Origin of the sequence: Chryseobacterium sp. JAH (genome assembly GCF_001507335.1) — a bacterium.
Taxonomy (GTDB): Bacteria; Bacteroidota; Bacteroidia; order Flavobacteriales; family Weeksellaceae; genus Chryseobacterium.
Genome location: NZ_LMAH01000003.1, coordinates 610,854 through 629,331 on the forward strand (window position 1 = coordinate 610,854; position 18,478 = coordinate 629,331).

23 protein-coding genes are annotated in these 18,478 nt (G+C 36.0%); 12 read left to right on the plus strand and 11 right to left on the minus strand.

The genetic code is table 11. The features are described from left to right. Nucleotides 1-31: 31 nt before the first annotated feature. From AR685_RS10005 to AR685_RS10015, 3 genes are all read left to right on the plus strand, one after another. On the plus strand, nucleotides 32-412 hold the full coding sequence (locus AR685_RS10005) for a DUF5071 domain-containing protein (protein WP_059124458.1): 381 nt from the start codon (nucleotides 32-34) through the stop codon (nucleotides 410-412). A gap of 378 nt (nucleotides 413-790) precedes the next feature. Beyond that, nucleotides 791-2,908, plus strand: a complete 2,118-nt coding sequence (gene scpA, locus AR685_RS10010) for a methylmalonyl-CoA mutase (RefSeq protein WP_059124459.1) — start codon at nucleotides 791-793, stop codon at nucleotides 2,906-2,908. Nucleotides 2,909-2,976: 68 nt separating this feature from the next. Further along, nucleotides 2,977-3,477 carry a hypothetical protein gene (locus AR685_RS10015; RefSeq protein ID WP_059124460.1) on the plus strand — a complete coding sequence of 167 codons (501 nt, stop codon included), beginning with the start codon at nucleotides 2,977-2,979 and terminating at the stop codon, nucleotides 3,475-3,477. Nucleotides 3,478-3,771: 294 nt separating this feature from the next. Here AR685_RS10015 and AR685_RS18025 read toward each other — a convergent pair whose 3' ends face one another. Continuing rightward, nucleotides 3,772-3,999 (minus strand): hypothetical protein, encoded by a 228-nt coding sequence (locus AR685_RS18025; RefSeq protein WP_131777613.1) that lies wholly within the window; start codon nucleotides 3,997-3,999, stop codon nucleotides 3,772-3,774. A 29-nt stretch (nucleotides 4,000-4,028) separates the two neighbouring features. Between AR685_RS18025 and AR685_RS10020 the strand changes: the two genes are divergently transcribed. The 6 genes from AR685_RS10020 to AR685_RS10045 all read left to right on the plus strand — a co-directional run bounded on the left by AR685_RS10020 (nucleotide 4,029) and on the right by AR685_RS10045 (nucleotide 8,872). Further along, nucleotides 4,029-5,420 carry an RtcB family protein gene (locus tag AR685_RS10020; RefSeq protein WP_059124461.1) on the plus strand — a complete coding sequence of 464 codons (1,392 nt, stop codon included), beginning with the start codon at nucleotides 4,029-4,031 and terminating at the stop codon, nucleotides 5,418-5,420. Nucleotides 5,421-5,487: 67 nt separating this feature from the next. After that, nucleotides 5,488-6,075 (plus strand): hypothetical protein, encoded by a 588-nt coding sequence (locus tag AR685_RS10025; RefSeq protein ID WP_059124462.1) that lies wholly within the window; start codon nucleotides 5,488-5,490, stop codon nucleotides 6,073-6,075. Next, nucleotides 6,054-6,752, plus strand: coding sequence for a peptide chain release factor H (gene prfH / locus AR685_RS10030; RefSeq protein WP_059124463.1), 699 nt, complete (start codon nucleotides 6,054-6,056; stop codon nucleotides 6,750-6,752). Before AR685_RS10025 ends, prfH begins: the two co-directional genes overlap by 22 nt. Beyond that, nucleotides 6,739-7,248, plus strand: a complete 510-nt coding sequence (locus AR685_RS10035) for a tetratricopeptide repeat protein (protein ID WP_059124464.1) — start codon at nucleotides 6,739-6,741, stop codon at nucleotides 7,246-7,248. The genes prfH and AR685_RS10035 overlap by 14 nt, the downstream gene beginning before the upstream one ends. 25 nt (nucleotides 7,249-7,273) lie before the next feature. Continuing rightward, nucleotides 7,274-7,876, plus strand: a complete 603-nt coding sequence (locus AR685_RS10040; protein WP_059124465.1) for a hypothetical protein — start codon at nucleotides 7,274-7,276, stop codon at nucleotides 7,874-7,876. A 36-nt stretch (nucleotides 7,877-7,912) separates the two neighbouring features. Beyond that, on the plus strand, nucleotides 7,913-8,872 hold the full coding sequence (locus AR685_RS10045) for an enolase C-terminal domain-like protein (RefSeq protein WP_228376426.1): 960 nt from the start codon (nucleotides 7,913-7,915) through the stop codon (nucleotides 8,870-8,872). Nucleotides 8,873-8,894: 22 nt separating this feature from the next. Here the strand turns inward: AR685_RS10045 and AR685_RS10050 are convergent, their stop codons facing one another. Together AR685_RS10050 and AR685_RS10055 are read right to left on the minus strand one after the other, a co-directional pair. Next, nucleotides 8,895-9,182, minus strand: coding sequence for a c-type cytochrome (locus AR685_RS10050; protein ID WP_059124467.1), 288 nt, complete (start codon nucleotides 9,180-9,182; stop codon nucleotides 8,895-8,897). 23 nt (nucleotides 9,183-9,205) lie between these two features. Next, entirely contained in the window at nucleotides 9,206-9,502 is a 297-nt protein-coding gene (locus tag AR685_RS10055; protein WP_047443517.1) for a c-type cytochrome, read from the minus strand. A gap of 182 nt (nucleotides 9,503-9,684) precedes the next feature. On the opposite strand from AR685_RS10055, the gene meaB reads away from it, so the two are divergent. Further along, complete coding sequence (gene meaB, locus AR685_RS10060) at nucleotides 9,685-10,668, plus strand: methylmalonyl Co-A mutase-associated GTPase MeaB (protein WP_059124468.1); 984 nt, start codon at nucleotides 9,685-9,687, stop codon at nucleotides 10,666-10,668. On the opposite strand, the gene AR685_RS10065 is transcribed toward meaB, so the two are convergent. Beyond that, nucleotides 10,665-11,213, minus strand: a complete 549-nt coding sequence (locus AR685_RS10065; RefSeq protein WP_047443519.1) for a DUF4251 domain-containing protein — start codon at nucleotides 11,211-11,213, stop codon at nucleotides 10,665-10,667. The two genes, meaB and AR685_RS10065, sit on opposite strands and share 4 nt — an antisense overlap. A gap of 106 nt (nucleotides 11,214-11,319) precedes the next feature. On the opposite strand from AR685_RS10065, the gene AR685_RS10070 reads away from it, so the two are divergent. Continuing rightward, the gene (locus tag AR685_RS10070) at nucleotides 11,320-12,123 is read left to right on the plus strand and encodes a M48 family metallopeptidase (protein WP_059124469.1); all 804 of its coding nucleotides are present in this window, start codon (nucleotides 11,320-11,322) and stop codon (nucleotides 12,121-12,123) included. Nucleotides 12,124-12,172: 49 nt separating this feature from the next. Further along, a complete protein-coding gene (locus tag AR685_RS10075) occupies nucleotides 12,173-12,484 on the plus strand; it encodes a hypothetical protein (RefSeq protein WP_047443521.1) in 312 nt (103 codons plus the stop codon). A gap of 33 nt (nucleotides 12,485-12,517) precedes the next feature. Here the strand turns inward: AR685_RS10075 and AR685_RS10080 are convergent, their stop codons facing one another. From AR685_RS10080 to pgi, 7 genes are all read right to left on the minus strand, one after another. Beyond that, on the minus strand, nucleotides 12,518-13,156 hold the full coding sequence (locus AR685_RS10080; RefSeq protein WP_059124470.1) for an outer membrane beta-barrel protein: 639 nt from the start codon (nucleotides 13,154-13,156) through the stop codon (nucleotides 12,518-12,520). Beyond that, nucleotides 13,140-13,955, minus strand: coding sequence for an ABC transporter ATP-binding protein (locus tag AR685_RS10085; protein ID WP_047443523.1), 816 nt, complete (start codon nucleotides 13,953-13,955; stop codon nucleotides 13,140-13,142). The genes AR685_RS10080 and AR685_RS10085 overlap by 17 nt, the downstream gene beginning before the upstream one ends. After that, nucleotides 13,955-14,707: an MlaE family ABC transporter permease gene (locus AR685_RS10090; protein WP_047443524.1), complete on the minus strand. Its 753-nt coding sequence runs from the start codon at nucleotides 14,705-14,707 to the stop codon at nucleotides 13,955-13,957. The genes AR685_RS10085 and AR685_RS10090 overlap by 1 nt, the downstream gene beginning before the upstream one ends. A 29-nt stretch (nucleotides 14,708-14,736) precedes the next feature. After that, nucleotides 14,737-14,880, minus strand: coding sequence for a hypothetical protein (locus AR685_RS18105; protein ID WP_165592807.1), 144 nt, complete (start codon nucleotides 14,878-14,880; stop codon nucleotides 14,737-14,739). Between the two features lie 308 nt (nucleotides 14,881-15,188). Further along, a complete protein-coding gene (locus AR685_RS10095) occupies nucleotides 15,189-15,818 on the minus strand; it encodes a 7-carboxy-7-deazaguanine synthase QueE (RefSeq protein WP_059124471.1) in 630 nt (209 codons plus the stop codon). A 6-nt stretch (nucleotides 15,819-15,824) separates the two neighbouring features. Beyond that, entirely contained in the window at nucleotides 15,825-16,709 is an 885-nt protein-coding gene (locus AR685_RS10100; protein WP_047443526.1) for a bifunctional 5,10-methylenetetrahydrofolate dehydrogenase/5,10-methenyltetrahydrofolate cyclohydrolase, read from the minus strand. 101 nt (nucleotides 16,710-16,810) lie between these two features. After that, the gene (pgi, locus tag AR685_RS10105; protein ID WP_059124472.1) at nucleotides 16,811-18,451 is read right to left on the minus strand and encodes a glucose-6-phosphate isomerase; all 1,641 of its coding nucleotides are present in this window, start codon (nucleotides 18,449-18,451) and stop codon (nucleotides 16,811-16,813) included. Nucleotides 18,452-18,478: the final 27 nt, after the last annotated feature.

Genomic DNA, 18,478 nt, shown 5'->3' on the forward strand with positions numbered 1-18,478 from the left:
TGCTATTAAATTTTAGCAAATCAGCTTAACAATGAATTTACAAGATTTAGTGCCAAAAGAAAAAGGCGACGATCAAAACATTAGAAAACTTAAAAAGCTATCATTCGAGGAAATTCAGCCTATAATTCCTAACCTATTAATGTGGCTTCAAGATATCAATTGGCCAATAGCAACTGATGTTGCTGATGTTTTAGAACCATTTTCAGATAAATTAACGCCTTATCTGATGGAAATCTTTAAAACAAAGGATGGTATGTGGAAATATTGGATTTTAACCATTTATGGTAGAGAAACAAGAGATGAAATTTTCTTAAAAGAAATTACTAGAATAGCGACAATTCCGACACGAGATGAGGTTGAATGTGAGGTTGATCTGGAGGCGCAAGCAATTTTAAATGGCGACTATAAGTAAATTCACATAGATTAAAATAAGCGATATTGTATTTCTACAATGTCGTTTTTTTTGAATTTAAGTCGAGATTAAAGTTGTAATTCATAAATGGAAGATTTAATACGGAATAGGATAAAATCTTATTAATTTAAAAACAATAATTCTAAACCCATTTGTTAGATTAATTTAGTTATAAGTTTGAAAAAAATAAACAGATAAGAAAGAAAATCAAAGATTTTCAAAAACAAATGTGATCTTTTAAACAAAACAAAAATCTATGTGGCTAATGTATTAAAAAAGACTTCATTTTAACGATGTAATTCACCTCTTTATTGTTGAAAATCAACACCAAAACATTAATCCAAAAATGCTTACTTTTAAAATCTTAAATCGAAACTCATGAGAAGGGAAATTCAGAATAAAAATCCCCAATTTACCATATCAGAAAAACATTTGGAAGTCTATCAGTTTGAGAAAGACGGTCTTGAATTGAAATCAAAATACACTTCTGAGGATATTAAAGATCAGTCAATCAGTGATTCTTCACCGGGAATTGCTCCTTTTTTACGGGGCCCTTACTCCACAATGTATGTTCAGAAACCGTGGACGGTGCGTCAGTATGCAGGTTTTTCTACTGCTGAAGAATCCAATGCGTTTTATCGAAGAAATCTGGCAGCCGGGCAAAAAGGACTTTCTGTAGCTTTTGATTTGGCGACGCACAGAGGATATGATTCTGACCACGCAAGAGTAGTCGGCGACGTTGGGAAAGCTGGTGTTGCGATTGATTCTGTTGAGGATATGAAGATTCTATTTAATGAAATTCCATTGGATGAAATCTCAGTTTCGATGACGATGAATGGTGCCGTTTTACCGATTCTTTCATTTTATATTGTTGCTGCAGAAGAACAGGGAGTATCTCAGGATAAGCTTTCAGGAACGATTCAGAATGATATTTTGAAAGAATTCATGGTGAGAAACACGTACATTTATCCTCCCACACCTTCCATGAAAATCATTGCTGATATTTTTGAATATACGTCTAAAAATATTCCGAAATTCAATTCAATTTCCATCTCAGGTTATCATATGCAGGAAGCCGGTGCAACACCGGTTTTGGAAATGGCATACACTCTTGCCGACGGTTTAGAATACGTAAGAACGGGTATAAAGGCCGGAATGAACGTTGATGATTTCGCCCCAAGACTATCTTTTTTCTGGGCAATCGGAATGAATCATTTCATGGAAATTGCTAAGATGCGTGCTGCAAGATATATCTGGGCAACACTCTTGAAACAGTTTAATCCTCAAAACGCAAAATCGTTAGCATTAAGAACACATTCGCAGACTTCAGGTTGGTCTTTAACTGAGCAGGAACCATTTAATAATATCACGAGAACAGCCATTGAAGCCCTGTCTTCAGCTCTGGGGGGAACGCAGTCTTTACATACGAATGCTTTAGATGAAGCGATCGCGCTTCCTACAGATTATTCAGCGAAAATTGCGAGAAATACTCAGATTATTCTTCAGCAGGAAAGCGGAATCTGCGATGTAGTAGACCCAATGGGGGGAAGCAATTTAGTGGAAGCTTTAACTCAGCAGATGATTGAAGAAGCCATGAAATTCATCGATGAGGTAGAAAAAGAAGGTGGAATGACAAAAGCTATTGAAGCCGGGATTCCAAAAATGAGAATCGAGGAAGCTGCAGCAAAAAAGCAGGCAAAAATAGATAGTAGTGAGGAATTTATTATTGGCGTCAATTCATTTAAATCGAGTTTAAAACAGACTCCGATTGATATTTTAGATATTGACAACACTGAAGTTCGCAGAAAACAAATTGAAAGACTTGAATCTATTAAATTAAGCAGAAACGCTGAAGCGGTAGAAGAAGTTTTAAACCAAATCCGTGAATCTGCAAAAACCGGAAATGGTAATCTATTGGCATTATGCATCGAAGCCGCTCGCAGAAGAGTGACTTTGGGCGAAATGAGTGATGCCATGGAAGAAACGTTCGGTCGTTATAAAGCCAATATCAGAACAATACAAGGAGTTTACGCTATGAACGCAGGTAAAAACGAATACTTTGGTCAGGCGCTTCAGCTTACCCAAAAATTTGAAGAGGAAGAAGGGCGTCGCCCGAGAATTATGGTGGCAAAAATGGGTCAGGATGGTCATGACCGCGGTGCAAAAGTAGTTGCAACGGCTTTTGCCGACATGGGATTTGACGTCGATGTTGCGCCATTATTCCAAACACCGGAGGAGGTTGCAAAACAGGCGGTGGAAAATGATATTCATATTTTGGGAGTATCTTCTTTGGCTGCAGGACACAAAACTTTGGTTCCGCAGGTTGTAGAGGAATTAAAAAAATTGGGAGCAGAAGATATTACAATTGTCGTAGGTGGCGTAATTCCACAGCAGGATTATGAATATCTGTATGCGAATGGCGCTGATTTTATTTTCGGACCGGGGACAAATCTGCCGAAGTGTGCAGTGGATATTCTGAACAGGTTTCTACATTAAAATGTGATTAGAATCCAATAAATTGCACACCATTTGCATTGATAGCCATAACCAAAAAATAAAATATTATGGCTTATACAGTAGTTTCAGTATTTCCGGCAACTGTCAATACAGAGGAAATCACATCAGGATTAAAAAATCAGGGCTTTAATGAAGCAGATATTATTGTTTCAAAATCTACAGTTGAAGACGAATCGGCAGTCGATAATTATAGAGACGATGAAAAAACAAAAAGTTTCTGGGACCATGTTTTCGCAAGTGATCATGAATTATTAGATGCGTACAGCAGAGAAAGTATTGGTAAAATAAACGTAGTGGTCTACACTTCTACCATTACTGAGGCACAGGATGCGAAAAAAATTCTTGATCAGTATGGTGCACTAAAAATTTATAACAAACCTTCATTTAAAGAAGAAAAGTCTGACACAGCAGGGCTTCCGGAAGATGTCTATAACGGGATTATTTCTAAAGCGAGACACAATTTGTACTTCTTAGATTCAGAAAGAACAGCTGATCAGAGTACACGCGGTATGAGCGATACGATGGATGATCTTGGTTCAAAAGATTAAACTAAATTCTACAACATACAATCTGAGTAAAGCAATTTATTCAGATTTTTTTTATCGAATTTATTAAAAAATATTTGTCAGAATAAAAATTATTCTATCTTTGCACCTGACAATCAAGTCAAACCAATAAAAAATAACGAAGCAATGTTCAAATACAATCTATATACATTAGTAGGATTGCCTTTTGCAAAGGCGAGGCTTCGTGGTTTGGTACATTCTTAGAACAACAGTATAATGAAATATCAAAACCCGGAGTCGTAAGATTTCGGGTTTTTATTGCGCAATATTTCAAACTCAAAAAAGTTTCCCCGAAATCATTTTTTTAGGAGCTATTTCCCGCTTTCCGCTATATCTTTTTTCGCCAACGCTTTTTTCAAGCCAACGCAAAAAAAAGGATATCGCTGCAATCGGGGCTAGAGATTTCAGCTCCAAATCAATATTTGTCATAAAAATAGTATGACAACAACAATCAACTAAAAATTTAGTTGATTTAAATATTTTGATGTGAGAAAGTGCTATCATCTTACATCTATTATCTAAAATCTAAAAAGATGGGAAATTTAAAACTAAAAGGAAAAGATATATTAAAATTGGGCTATCCAAACAACCAGAGCGTCAATATCGCGTTGGAAGTGATGAAGAGAAATTTTGCAACCAAAAATATTCATTATGTAAAATCTCTTCTCAAGGAAATCCAGCAGAATCCGGAGAACTTTGAGAAAGATTTAACTTTCGGACAGATCGCGGAGGCTTTGCTTACATCCAAGAAAACCGAGAAAAGAATGCTCAACACCAACCGGGCGACTTTCCAGATTTTCGGAAATAATATTTCGGATGAAGCAAAAAACCAACTGTACACCGCATTGAAACTGCCAATAGCAACGCAAGGCGCTTTGATGCCCGATGCACACAGCGGTTACGGACTTCCGATTGGTGGTGTTCTCGCCGTAGAAAATGCCGTGATTCCTTACGGAGTCGGGATGGATATCGGCTGCAGAATGTCGCTAAGTATTTTGGATACGCCAATTTCATATCTCGACGGTGCAAGAGACAAATATGAAAAAGCACTTGTCGAACATACCAAATTCGGGATGTACGAAACGCACAAATCTCACGTCGACCACGAAATTTTCGACAGAGATACGTTCGGTTTAATTCCGATTTTGAGAAGATTAAAAGGAAAAGCCATCAAACAAATGGGAAGTTCCGGCGGTGGAAATCATTTTGTGGAATTCGGGGAAGTAGAGATTACGGAAGAAGACAAACAAATCAATCTTCCAAAAGGAAAATATCTCGGAATTCTTTCTCACAGCGGTTCGCGTGGATTGGGAGCGGAAATCGCTCAGTATTATTCGAGAGTGGCGACCGAACAATGTCCGTTACCAAAAGAAGCACAAAACTTTGCCTGGCTGGATTTGAACACGCATCTCGGATTAGAATATTGGACAGCAATGAATCTCGCAGGAGATTATGCTTCAGCTTGTCACGACGACATTCACCGAAGATTGGTGAAAGCAGTCGGCGGAAGAGTGAAGGCCAAAATTGAAAACCATCACAATTTTGCATGGAAAGAAATCCACAACGGAAAAGAAGTGATCGTTCACAGAAAAGGGGCAACACCAGCAAACGAAAATGAGTTGGGAATGATTCCCGGTTCGATGACGGCAAAAGGCTTTATCGTTCGCGGAAAAGGAAATCCAGATTCACTCAACTCAGCTTCACACGGTGCGGGAAGAGCTTTTTCAAGAGGAGAATGCAGAAATCGTTTCACCCAAAATGATATTAAAAAAGAATTGAAACTAAAAAATGTAATTTTAATGGGAGGAAATTCGGAAGAGGCACCGATGGCTTACAAAGACATCCATGAAGTGATGAATGCACAAAGTGAACTGGTGGATATTCTAGGAACTTTCCAACCACGAATAGTGAGAATGGACAAATAATGATTGACGTAAAAATCAAGATTTTAGTTCAACTGTACTCACTTGAAAAAATTAAAATTTAAACAAAATGAAAAAAATATATAAACAAGAATATATCAACTATCACGAGAGCATCCTTGTAGTTTGTCCAGATTGCGGGGAAGATGCTGTAGTGAAAAATGAATCTGATTATCAACGTGCCACTTTGGAATGCAGACATTGTAATCTGAAGAGAGCCGGATTGGAAACAATTGTTTTCAAGGTATTTGTGAAAATAAATTGTCCCGTTTGCGCTCATGCTATTCGTTTCGAACAGGGAAATTTGAAGGAGAAGCCAATAGGTGTAACTGTAAAATGTGATGCATGCGAATCCTCTTTTCAAATGAAGCCGAGAACTGAAAAGTACTGTAATTGTGCTGTAAAAGAGGAAGGCTTGATTCATGATAAGGTTTTTGGCCATCCGTATTATTTTCAGCAGGATTTCAAAGGGAAATTGTTCTGGGCAAGAAACCGGGAACATCTTTTGGAAATGGAGAATTATGTTTCATCAGATTTAAGAAGAAGATCGTCTTATGGAGCAAGAATGGTAGAAAAATTACCAACATTTATTAAAGAAGCTAAAAACAGAGAAGCGATCTTGAAAATTTTACAAAAATGGAAAAACTCATACAAATAACCTCAGGAAGAGGACCTTTAGAATGCCAATGGGTAGTTGCCAAAGTGCTGAAGGTCTTTCTTGAAGAAGCAAAACAAAATAAAATCGATTACGAAATCATCCACCGTGAAAATGGAGATGAAAACCTGACATTGAAATCTGTAACCATACTTTTAAAAGGAAAAGAAGTCAATGAATTTCTGAAAAATTGGCTAGGAAGCATTCTTTGGATTGGAAAAAGCACGTTCAGAAAATTCCACAAAAGAAGCAACTGGTTTATTGGGATTTTTGAACTGGAAGGTTTGGAGAAAATTGAATTTAATGAAAAAGAAATTCATTTTCAGACCACGAGAAGTCAGGGAAGTGGCGGACAAAACGTGAACAAAGTGGAAACTGCCGTTCGTGCAACTTATCTGAAAACCGGACAAAGTGTTTTCGTGCAGGATTCCCGTTCGCAACTGGAAAACAAGAAAATTTCAATCATCAGATTAAAAGAAAAAGTGATGGAATTTCACATTCAGCAACTGGAAAAACAAATGCAGGAAACCTGGAACAATCATTTGAATGTTCAGAGGGGAAATCCTATCCGAATTTTTTCAGGAACCGATTTTAAAAAGAATCATCAGGAGAAATCTTTCAAAAAACAAAGACATCAACTGAAAAATGAATTAAAAAATTACAGAAATGACCTTAACTAAAAGTAAATATTATTTCGAAGCGCTGGATAATTATCCATACAGCTTGCCGGAGTGTCTGGAAGCGTTGAATTATGCGCTTTCCTACGACCCTGAAGATGCAGATTCGCTTTGTCTGATGGGAAGAATCTACAGCGAAATGCTCGATGATTATGAAAAAGCAAAACTCTATTTTGAGGAAGCGATGCAGTGTGACGTGACCAATCTGAATACGCCAAAATACTACATTAAATGTCTTTTGGACAACGAAGATTTTCAGGAAGCGGAAAAGCTGATTAACTATTCTTTAAAAATTAAAGGAATTGACAGATCAACATTATGGTTTTACAGAGCTTTGTTGTCTGAGATGAGAGGAAGTCTTCCTAATGCATTAAAATTTTTAACCGAAGCGGAGAAGTTTTGCTTCACGCCACAAAGTTTGGATTTTATGAAAAGCCGAAAGAAATTCATCAAATCTAAGATGCCGAAGAAATCTAAAAAGAAGAAGGAGACGAAATAAGTCTCCTTTTTTGTAAATTTAATTTATGAAAAAATATTTATTTTTGATTCTATTGCTATTGATTTCCTGTAAAAAGAAAGAGGTGGAGAAAGAAATAATCCAAAAAGATGAAACTTTGGATTTAAGATATGAGGTTTTGAATCAATTAATAGACAGTGATAGTTTATCATACAATCAAAACGATTTTATTTATAGTAGTACATTAAAAAGTGTTTATCTCTACGAAAATGAAACTGATGAGCCAAAGCCAATCGGAATAACTTTGAAATATAATTCAGTTTTTTTACAAAAGGACTCCGCTTATTATAGAAATCAAGAGAAAATGATTTTCAATTTTAGATTTGATAAAAGAAAGGTTAGGCAAAAACTGCAATACGCTACAGATGAAGAACTTCACAAACTAAATGAAATTAAAAATAGTGATTTTTGGACTGAATTTGACAAAAAATATGGACACAAATGTATCCGCAGTTTTTCTGTACCTTTTTTTAATAAAGATAAAACTATGTGTATTGTGCAAAATTCGGTTTCTTGTGGATATTTAAATGCAAATGGATATACTGCAATTTATAAAAAGATTAATGGAGACTGGAAGGAAATAAAATCATTTGATCATTGGGTAAGTTAAGATATGAAGATAAATTTCACACTAAAACAACTACAATTGAAAGAAACATTCTCCATCGCTTATGGAAATTACAATCATCGTGATGCATTGTTAATTGAATTATCTCATCAAGGCTACAAAGGTTATGGGGAGTGTGTGGCAATTGATTATTATCACATCAATCTTCAAAGTTTTGTTTTAAAATTAAAAGAAATCCAAGATCAGATTAAAGATCAGAAAATCATTCATCCTAAAGAATTTTTTACATTTTTATTGAGTTTAAATCTTCATCCATTTTTAGTTTCTGCTTTAGATTGTGCGTATTGGGATTTGTTTGGAAAACTGGAGAACAAAAGTTTTATAGAGCTCAATCAACTTCCTACAAAGAATTTGACTGAAAGCTCCATCACTATTTCCGTTGGAGAGATAGAGCAGCAGATTAAGAAAATTGAAAAAAGTAATTGGAATCAGTTCAAAGTAAAATGCAAGGGTTTAGATAAAAAGCATGTTGAGGAACTTTTAAAACTAAACAGAAACATTGCTTTAGATTCTAACGCGAGTTTTTCAGATGAAGATTGCGTTTGGCTTCAGGAAAATGCTAAGATTCAGGAATTTTCATACTTAGAACAGCCCCGTCCTATTGATTATTATAAAATATTAAAAAAAGAAAGCTTCGCCAACTGGATGGCAGACGAAGATTGCCAAAATTTAGACTCGTTAGATAAACTGGTTCCTTATTATCAAAGCGTCAATATTAAACTGATGAAGTGTGGCGGATTGACTCCCGCTTTAGAAATGATCAAAAAAGCTAAAGAACTCAACTATAAAATTATGATTGGCTGTATGACAGAATCCAGCGTTGGAATCTCTGCAGGCTGCCTTCTTGCTGGGCTAGTAGATTATGCAGATTTAGATGGAGCAACGCTTATTTCCAATGATTACGCAAAAGGAAATTCTGTACAAAATGGAAAAATAATTCTATCCGGCAAACCGGGATTGGGAATTGAGCTAAAATAAAAAATAGGCTTTCACGGAAAGCCTATTTTTTATTCACGGAAATCAAGTAGTCGTAGACCATTTGATGTTGATCAGTATTTAATTTGGCTTTAGGCGCCATTCTGCTTAATGTTTTAATCCATCCCTGATTATCGTGCTTTGCAGGATCTGGAAGCTTATGACATCTGTTGCATGAGTTTTCAAAAACTGTTTTTCCCTGAGCTAGCTGCTCAGAAGAAGTATACTTCGGGCCGGTTACGGCTGTACTTTTCGGTCCACATGAAACTAAAAATACTGAACCTAAAACAAAACTAAAAACTACCTTTTTCATAATACTGCTTTTTGGTGAAATGACTAATTACTCTTCACAGAAACCACATAATCATAAACCCACTGATGCTGTTCATCTGTAAGTTTCGCTTTTGGAGCCATAGAATTCATAATTCCTACCCATTGCACAGAGCTGTAAGCTGTAGGATCTGGTAAACCATGACATCTTTTGCATGAATTTTCAAAAATCGTTTTTCCCTGTGCTAGCTGCTCGGCAGTGCTGGTAGCTGATTTTGGAGCTTCTGCTACAGGAGTAGATTTTGGTGTGCATGATGCTAGTAGAACAGAGACAATTGCAGCGGTAAGAAATATGTTTTTCATGAAGTTTATTTTTTGATTAAAGCAAAAGTAAGCAATTCCTCAAAGGGTTCATATAAGGCCGTTTAATTTAGAAGTATTAAAATTAATATTTCATTTTCCAAGAAATTGCTGGTTATTTTTATATTTTTGAATGAATGAAACCGAAAGGTTAAGTTGACCTTTGGAAAAATATAAATAATCTGATGAAATTTTCTACTGACGACCTGATAGAAGGAATACAGTCTGGCAACAAGCGCCTGATTGCAAAAGCGATTACTTTGGTTGAGAGTAAAAAAGAAGAACATCGTCATCAGGCAGAAGATTTATTGAAAAAGATAATGCCTCTGACAGGAAAATCAGTCCGTGTCGGTATTACAGGCGTCCCGGGTGCCGGGAAATCTACTTTTATTGAAAATTTTGGAAGGTTGGCTATTGCTAAAGGGAAAAAGGTAGCTGTACTCGCAATCGACCCGAGTTCTTCTATCAACAAAGGAAGTATTTTGGGTGATAAAACCAGAATGGAAGAACTGGCGAAAGAAGAAAATGCATTTATTCGCCCCTCTCCAAGTTCTGGATTTTTAGGTGGAGTTGCCAATACGACTTTCGAAACAATGATGATCTGTGAAGCCGCCGGATACGACTATATTTTAATTGAAACCGTTGGAGTCGGCCAGTCGGAAGTTTTGGTTTCAGACATTACCGATGTTTTTTTATTTTTAAAAATTATCGGTGGCGGAGATGAGCTTCAAGGAATCAAACGTGGGATTATGGAGATGGTTGACGTGATCTTTATTAATAAAGTGGAAGAAAGTAACCTTCAAAAAGCCAAAAATACAAAACTTGAATTAAAACGCGCCCTAGATTTTCTTCCATCAAAAGAAAAAAGCTGGAAAGTTCCTGTTGTGCTCGGCTCAGCACTTTATAACGAAGGCCTCGATGAAATTTACTCCAAAATTGATGAATTTATCGACCTAAAGAAAAAAAAGGAACGTTTTGATGTTGTCAGAAAACAGCAGTCAGAAAAGAGGTTTGAATATTGGGTTCAAGAATATATTTTAAGCACGATGAAGCGAAATGAATCTTTAGAGGCAGCATATTTTAAGCACAAAAAAAATGCTTCGGCACTGGTGTCAAATCCAAGTACTGAAGCAAAATTATTTGTTGAGAAATTTTTAAATAAAGATTAAAGTTTTTCTTTTTCTTTTACTTCTTCATTTTTAGAAATATATCCATCATAAGTAATTGGCTGTCGGTCATTACTTCTTATCGATGTAAATGCTTTACCATTTTTATAGACTTCAATGTTAATATCTGAGACGTTTTTTACATCATTTGGTTTGATTTTAAGAACCCAGTTTCCTTTCTTGCTTTGAGATTTGGTAACGGTATAATCTTTAGAGGTAAACCTATAGCTGTTATCTGAACTTCCATAGGTGGTGTTGAAAGCTCTTCCAAAGTATGGAAGCACAACTTCCATTTTGCCCTTTTTCAATTCAATCTCATAACCGTCACCATCCAGTTGTAGTATTCTGGTTGAAGGATTATTAGGAATGGAATTTAAAGCATTGATTACATCATAATTCATCGGATTTGCTCTTTCAGCATGAAATGTAAATTCTTCCGAAGTCACAAGTGCATTAACCATTTGAGCATCTGAGGTATTCTGAGATGAGCAATTCTGGAATGATAGCGTCAAAATAAATACTGATATAATTGAAATAAACTTTTTCATGATATGATTGATTAGTATAATGAGATAGCAAAATGTATGCAAATCTTTAATAAATAATTTGTTTTGGAACAGAAATTGTAAGGTTGAACTTATAATACGCAATACAATGAAAATTACACATCTTTTAGGAATTGGAGCAACGGTTTTATCGGTTGCAGCTTGTACGACAAACCCTATTACTGGGAGATCTTCGTTACAAATAGCAAATAATTCTGAGATAGAAGCGATGGCTTTACAGCAATATAAGCAAACGTTAACCAAATCTAAGGTAATCACGGGTTCTCAGGCTCAAAGCGTTAAAAACGTAGGAAACAGAATTAAAAACGCTGCAGAAAAATATTATGCCAGTATCGGACGTGGTGCCGATCTTGCCAACTATCAATGGGAATTTAATCTGCTGCAGGACAGTCAGATAAACGCATGGTGTATGCCAGGAGGTAAAGTTGCAGTGTATTCAGGAATTCTTCCTATCACCAAAGATGATACAGGTTTGGCTGTTGTAATGGGACACGAGGTTTCTCATGCATTGGCCGGTCATGGTAATGAAAGAATTTCTCAGTCAATGATTGCTCAAGGATTGGGAACTGCATCTGGTTTAGCAATTAAAAATGAAAAGACAGCAGCAATCTTTCAAAGTGTATATCCTATAGGATCGCAGGTTGTTTTATTAAAATATGGAAGAAATCAGGAGTTGGAAGCTGATCAAATGGGATTATATCTAATGTCAATGGCCGGTTACGATCCAAGACAGGCAATTCCTTTCTGGAACAGAATGGATTCTTCATCTTCAGGAGCCAGACAGCCGGAATTTTTATCCACCCACCCAAGTCCCGGATCAAGAGTAGGCGACATTCAGAAGAATCTTCCTAAAGCATTAGAATATTACAGAGCAGCAGGAGGAAAGGTTTAATTTGAAATAAATTTTTCTTTCTTAATTTTATTAACCCAAACATCCTATCATGAAAAGTATCTCAATCACAGGGCTTATACTTTTAGCAGTATCTGCATTACTTTTTTACTTGACGACAGATTTTACTGTTGAACGAATTACAATCTCACATGTGATGGGCGTAATGGCAGGAATCGGAATCGGTTTAATAATCGGTGGAATGATAGGGTATGTGAGCAAGGGTTCGGCTATCAAAGCAGAGCAAAAAAGAAAGGAATTTAAACAGCTTCAAAGAGATAAAGAAGAACTTGAAAAGCAAGCTGCAATCATCGCACAGCGTGAAGCAGAGCTTGAACATCAAAACAAAAATCCTCAAATTTAATTGAGGATTTTTTATTGCTGTATAAACTGTAATTTAGAATTTATATCCCACACCGAGCATAAACAGACTTGATCTGTTGTCATAATTAATCTCTTGGCTTGAACCTGCTATATTGTTGATGAATTTTCTCTGATCTTTAGAAAAAGCTCCCTCGTATTTTGCCGAAAGAATCACTTTTTTAATCTCACTTTGAACACCCAGCTGGTATCCAACGGTAAATTCTTTGGCATCAACTTTTTGTACAAAATCTCCGAAGTTATCTCCTTTAGATAAGTTGAAACTTCCAACCGGTCCTGCATAAACACTTAACAAATCGCCCAAAACATTTACACCTACTAAAACAGGGATATCAACTCTGTTGCTTTTAGCCTTAATGGTGGTTGCCTGAGCATTAGCGTCATTGGCTACAGTGAATTCATTGCTGAAATTTGTATAATAAATTTCAGGCATCAAATACAAGGCAGTTGGTAAATCGATTTTCATTGATAAACCTGCGTTAAAACCGGTAATGTTTTTGCCTTCTTGCTCTACAGCATTGGTAGCGGCAGTTTTAAGGTTTTTCCATGATGCAGAACTTGTAGGGATCAAAACGTTTGCTTTTGCTGCAAGCGAAATTTGAGCCGAAGCAAATACTGAAAAACTTAATAATGCGATACTAATTATCTTTTTCATTGTCTTCAATTTTAGTGATTGTATTTTCTACGTTTTTATGATTTTCGAGTAAATATTCTCTTAATTCTTTAAATAATTCTGATGAATAAACGAAATCAATCAGATTTTTATTGCCGGCAGTTATAAGGATATCTTTATTCCCTTCCCATTCCTTAATACCCAATCTCAGATAAACAATTTTTTCACCAATTGTCATCACCGAATTCATGTCGTGGGTATTGATGATGGTCGTTGTGTTGTATTCCTTCGTAATCTCGAGCAATAAATCATCAATGACATTTGATGTATATGGATCCAGTCCAGAATTGGGTTCGTCACAGAAAAGATATTTTGGATGGTTTACAATTGCTCTTGCAATGGCAACACGCTTTTGCATACCTCCTGAGATTTCTGACGGAAATTTTCGGTTGGCTTTATCTAAATGTACTCTTCCAATTACTTCAAAAACTCTTCTTTTCTTTTCTCTGAAAGTAAGATTGGTAAACATATCCAGCGGAAACATGATGTTTTCTTCTACGGTTAAAGAGTCAAACAGTGCACTCCCCTGAAAAAGGGTTCCGATTTCTGAACGGAGTTGCTGCTTTTCTTCACGATTCATTACATTAATATCCCTTCCGTCAAACAAAATTTCCCCTGAAGAAGGTTGATAAACATTCAATAAGCTTTTCAGGAATACTGTTTTTCCAGACCCACTCTGCCCGATAATCAGGTTTGTTTTCCCCTTTTCGAAAGTGGTTGAAATTCCTTTCAGCACTTCAACATCACCAAAACTCTTTTTAAGATTTTTTACCTCAATCATCAGCTTAATATTAATTGTGTTAAAATTAATTCGGAAATAATGATGAAAACCATCGTCCAAACCACAGCCTGTGTACTCGCTCTACCCACTTCCAGAGAACCACCTTTTACGAAATATCCAAAATAAGATGGGACTGTTGCAATAACAAATGCAAAAACAATAGTCTTGGCAAACGCATAATAAATAAATAGATTAGGCATATACATTTGGATACCTGTAATATAATCTGCAGTTGTCCAGTTTCCGGTAAGCATTCCTGCAATATATCCGCCTCCAATACCAAAAACGATACTTATTGCAATTAGAATAGGATTGAAGATAAGGCATGCAATAATTTTAGGTAGAATAAGGAAGTTAGGAGAGTTAACCCCCATAATATCCAATGCATCAATCTGCTCAGAAACTCGCATGGTACCAATTGTCGATGCAATATATGAACCCACTTTTCCAGCAAGAATTAAACTGATAATGGTAGGTGCAAATTCTAGAACTAAAACTGCCTTTGTTGCATAACCTACAAATGAAGTTGGTATGGGGAATGATGATGCATCAAAATTATTAAACATCTGAATGGCGACTACTGCACCTACAAAGATAGACGTGAATGTAACCAACCCAAAAGAGTTGACCCCCAAGTCATTGATTTCTCTCATAAATAATTTCCAGAAAACTCTCATTTTCTGAGGCTTTTGAAGAGATTTACCGATCAGGATCATATATTCACCGATGGCTGTAAAAAACTTTTTTAACATTCTGCTAAATTAGGCTATTTTTATTTATTTTACTTTGCATTTTTATCACCGAAAAGTGCCAAAAGAATGGTTTTAAGATGATAATTATTTCCAGAACAAACTCCGTATTTCTGATATAAATGCATCTGCGAGAATATGTATTCATCTGACCTCCCTGTTTTCTGAATCTCCACGAAAACCACTTTCCACATTCATACATGACCCGGATTGGTTCAACTTCTTCATGACGCCCACCTTTTCTGCACAAACAGATCCTTTCAGGCTTTTTTAATCATTATGCAATGAAAGGAAACAGCCAAAAACAAATCAAAACTAAGACCAATGTCGAAAAAAATAATAATATCACCACTTCTGCTTAAGAGATACAAAATAGAAATACCTAAAATTAACTAAAGGTTAGCAGGATAATAATCAATTTTAAATCTCTTGAATATCTTCTTGGCATCTATTATACGTTGATACAGAGCTGATTTAAGGGAATTTAGGGGATATTGAGATATTTATGGGTCTGTACTGATGCCTGCCAGCGCGGGTTTGCAAGAATGAAATCTGTAATTTTCGGATATATTTCATCACGTTTACTCCACTCGCTCTGAAGATAAAGTCTGCAGTTTTTCGAAACTTTTGCAGCCTGTTCTTCAGCAAATTTCAGATCATTATTGTTAAAAACAATCACTTTCAATTCGTGAGCTTTTTGATAGATCTCTTCTTTCGGCAATCCTGTTTTTTTGGGTGAAAGAGTAATCCAATCTAACTGGCCGCTCATTGGATAGGCTCCGGAAGTTTCGATATGAACTGTGCAGCCTAGTTCCTTTAACTTTCCGGTTAAAACATCTAAATTCCACATCAATGGCTCACCGCCTGTTAACACAACAATTTTGCAGTGTTTTGCAGCTGTCTCTGCAATTTCCTCAGCATTCATCAAAGGGTGAAGTGTAGGATCCCAGCTTTCTTTTACATCACACCAGTGACAGCCTACATCACAACCTCCAAGTCTGATAAAGTACGCTGCTTTTCCGGTATGCGCACCTTCGCCCTGAATAGTGTAAAAATGCTCCATCACCGGGAGCATTTTACCTTCTTTTAATAATATGTCTTCTACTAAATCCATTTTAAATTAGTCATTATAGACTGAAGTTTTGTAAGCAATGATCGTATTTTTCATCAACATTGCTCTTGTCATTGGACCAACTCCTCCCGGAACAGGTGTAATCCAGCTTGCTTTTGCAGCACAGCTGTCAAAATCTACGTCACCGGCAAGATAGTATCCTTTTGGGGAATCATCATCTACTCTGGTAATACCAACGTCAACTATTACCGCTCCGTCTTTGATCATTTCACCCTTCAAAAAGTGTGGATCTCCCAAAGCAGTAATCACGATATCAGCTTTTTTAGTGTATTCTTCAATGTCTTTCGTATATGAGTGAGTCAAAGTTACCGTAGAATTTCCAGGGAAATCTTTTCTTCCCATTAAAATACTCATAGGTCGTCCCACAATCTTACTTCTACCAATAATCACACAGTCTTTCCCTTTTGTTTCGATATTATATCTTTCTAATAAGGTTAATATTCCGAATGGGGTAGCGGGTAAAAACGTGTCCATTTCCAGAGCCATTTTTCCGAAATTTGTAGGATGGAAACCATCAACATCTTTTCTCGGATCAATTGCGTTAATGATTTTCTCCTGATCTACCTGATCTGGTAGGGGTAACTGAACGATAAATCCGTCTACTGACTTATCTTTATTTAGTTCTTCAATTTTTTCCAATAATTCAGATTCTGAAACCGTACTTGGAAATTTTACTAAGCTCGATTGAAATCCTACTTCCTCACAATCTTTCACCTTAGCATTTACATATGCCTTACTTGCTCCATTGTTTCCAACAAGAATTGCTACCAAATGTGGTGCTCTTCTTTTGCTTTCACGAATTTTATCAACTTCAACCTTGATTTCTGCTTTTATTTCTTTGGAAACTTTTAATCCGTCAAGAATTTCTGCCATTTTTACTTTTATTACTTTATTAAACTTCCTATATGTAGAATAAATAAAATTTTGATGAATTTTACGCTCATTATTTCATCAAACATTTATCTAATTTCTTTTTATTTATTTGATTTGTAATAATTAATCAAACCATTCGTAGAGCTGTCATGAGAGCTGATAGCCTCACTGTTTTCCAATTCGGGTAAAATTTTATTGGCTAAAACTTTTCCTAATTCTACACCAAACTGGTCAAAACTGAAAATGTTCCAAATCACTCCCTGCACAAAGATTTTATGTTCGTACATTGCAATTAGTTGTCCTAGTGAAAAAGGAGTTAATTCTTTGATTACAAGGGAGTTTGTTGGGGTGTTTCCTTGGAAGACTTTGTAGTTTAATAAGAAATCAATTTCTTCTTCAGATTTCCCTGATGCTTTTAATTCCGCCTCTGCTTCTTCTTCATTTTTACCAAAAGCTAACGCTTCGGTTTGTGCAAAAAAGTTAGCCAGCAATTTATCCTGATGATCAGAAACTTTGTTTGGGCTCTTCGCATAGGCAATAAAATCTGCAGGAATCAACTCAGTTCCCTGATGAATCAATTGATAGAATGCGTGCTGCCCATTAGTTCCCGGTTCACCCCAGATGATTGGTCCTGTTTCATATTCTACGAATTCTCCGTTTCTGTCAACACATTTTCCGTTACTTTCCATATCGCCTTGCTGCAGATATGCTGCAAACCGGTCAAGATATTGAGAATACGGAAGAATTGCATAGGTCGTTGCAGCGTAAAAATTACGGTACCAAATTCCCAGAAGTCCCATCAATACGGGAACGTTTTCAGCAAAATCAGCCGTCTGGAAATGTTGATCTGTATTCTCGGCACCTTTTAATAGTTGTTCGAAATTTTCATACCCAACTGAAAGTACAATACTTAAGCCGATTGCACTCCACAATGAATATCTTCCGCCAACCCAATCCCAGAATTCGAAGATATTTTCTTCTGCAATTCCGAAGTCTTTAACTGCTTGAACATTAGTTGATAATGCTACAAAGTGTTTTGCTACATCTTCCTGTTTTCCAGCTTTTAAGAACCAATCTTTTGCTGAATTGGCATTCGTCATCGTTTCCTGAGTCGTAAACGTCTTAGAAGCTATGATGAACAAAGTTGTTTCAGGATTAAGATCTTTAACAACTTCAGCGATATGATTTCCGTCCACATTAGAAACAAAATGAACATTTAATCTTGTTTTAAAATGTTTCAGAGCCGAAACTACCATCACAGGTCCCAAATCTGAACCACCGATTCCGATGTTCACGACATCTGTGATTTCTCTGCCGCTGAAACCTTTGTGATTTCCTGAAATAATGCTTTCAGAAAAAGTTTTCATGTGGTCTAGAACTTTTTTAATTTGTGGTTTGATATTCTCACCGTCAACCAAAATTTCTTTATCAGAAAAATCTCTTAAGGCAGTATGTAACACAGCTCTTCCTTCTGTTTCGTTGATTTTATCTCCGGCAAACATTTTAGAAATAGCATCCTTCAGCTGACATTCTTCTGCCAAATTTAATAGAAGCTCTTTTGTTCCAGAATCAATTAAGTTTTTAGAATAATCAAATAAATAATTTTCTTTTTTGATAGAAAACTCTTCAAAGCGATTTGGATTAGATTGAAAAAGACTTCTCAGTTCAAAATCATTGTTTCCAAAATGTTCGTCAAGCGCTTTCCAGCTGTTAGTTTGGGTTGGGTTTATTTTAGATAGCATATTTTAAATTTGAATTAGAATTTTAAG

Excerpts from the sequence above, each read along its gene's own strand:
- AR685_RS10095 (WP_059124471.1), bottom strand. The coding sequence starts at position 15,818 with ATGGATTTAGTAGAAGACATATTATTAAAAGAAGGTAAAATGCTCCCG.
- AR685_RS10070 (WP_059124469.1), top strand. The coding sequence starts at position 11,320 with ATGAAAATTACACATCTTTTAGGAATTGGAGCAACGGTTTTATCGGTT.
- AR685_RS10035 (WP_059124464.1), top strand. The coding sequence starts at position 6,739 with ATGACCTTAACTAAAAGTAAATATTATTTCGAAGCGCTGGATAATTAT.
- AR685_RS10015 (WP_059124460.1), top strand. The coding sequence starts at position 2,977 with ATGGCTTATACAGTAGTTTCAGTATTTCCGGCAACTGTCAATACAGAG.
- AR685_RS10100 (WP_047443526.1), bottom strand. The coding sequence starts at position 16,709 with ATGGCAGAAATTCTTGACGGATTAAAAGTTTCCAAAGAAATAAAAGCA.
- prfH (WP_059124463.1), top strand. The coding sequence starts at position 6,054 with ATGGAAAAACTCATACAAATAACCTCAGGAAGAGGACCTTTAGAATGC.
- pgi (WP_059124472.1), bottom strand. The coding sequence starts at position 18,451 with ATGCTATCTAAAATAAACCCAACCCAAACTAACAGCTGGAAAGCGCTT.
- scpA (WP_059124459.1), top strand. The coding sequence starts at position 791 with ATGAGAAGGGAAATTCAGAATAAAAATCCCCAATTTACCATATCAGAA.
- AR685_RS10020 (WP_059124461.1), top strand. The coding sequence starts at position 4,029 with ATGGGAAATTTAAAACTAAAAGGAAAAGATATATTAAAATTGGGCTAT.
- AR685_RS10005 (WP_059124458.1), top strand. The coding sequence starts at position 32 with ATGAATTTACAAGATTTAGTGCCAAAAGAAAAAGGCGACGATCAAAAC.
- AR685_RS10080 (WP_059124470.1), bottom strand. The coding sequence starts at position 13,156 with ATGAAAAAGATAATTAGTATCGCATTATTAAGTTTTTCAGTATTTGCT.
- AR685_RS10075 (WP_047443521.1), top strand. The coding sequence starts at position 12,173 with ATGAAAAGTATCTCAATCACAGGGCTTATACTTTTAGCAGTATCTGCA.
- AR685_RS10055 (WP_047443517.1), bottom strand. The coding sequence starts at position 9,502 with ATGAAAAACATATTTCTTACCGCTGCAATTGTCTCTGTTCTACTAGCA.
- AR685_RS10065 (WP_047443519.1), bottom strand. The coding sequence starts at position 11,213 with ATGAAAAAGTTTATTTCAATTATATCAGTATTTATTTTGACGCTATCA.
- AR685_RS10025 (WP_059124462.1), top strand. The coding sequence starts at position 5,488 with ATGAAAAAAATATATAAACAAGAATATATCAACTATCACGAGAGCATC.
- AR685_RS10040 (WP_059124465.1), top strand. The coding sequence starts at position 7,274 with ATGAAAAAATATTTATTTTTGATTCTATTGCTATTGATTTCCTGTAAA.
- AR685_RS18025 (WP_131777613.1), bottom strand. The coding sequence starts at position 3,999 with ATGATAGCACTTTCTCACATCAAAATATTTAAATCAACTAAATTTTTA.
- meaB (WP_059124468.1), top strand. The coding sequence starts at position 9,685 with ATGAAATTTTCTACTGACGACCTGATAGAAGGAATACAGTCTGGCAAC.
- AR685_RS10050 (WP_059124467.1), bottom strand. The coding sequence starts at position 9,182 with ATGAAAAAGGTAGTTTTTAGTTTTGTTTTAGGTTCAGTATTTTTAGTT.
- AR685_RS10085 (WP_047443523.1), bottom strand. The coding sequence starts at position 13,955 with ATGATTGAGGTAAAAAATCTTAAAAAGAGTTTTGGTGATGTTGAAGTG.
- AR685_RS10090 (WP_047443524.1), bottom strand. The coding sequence starts at position 14,707 with ATGTTAAAAAAGTTTTTTACAGCCATCGGTGAATATATGATCCTGATC.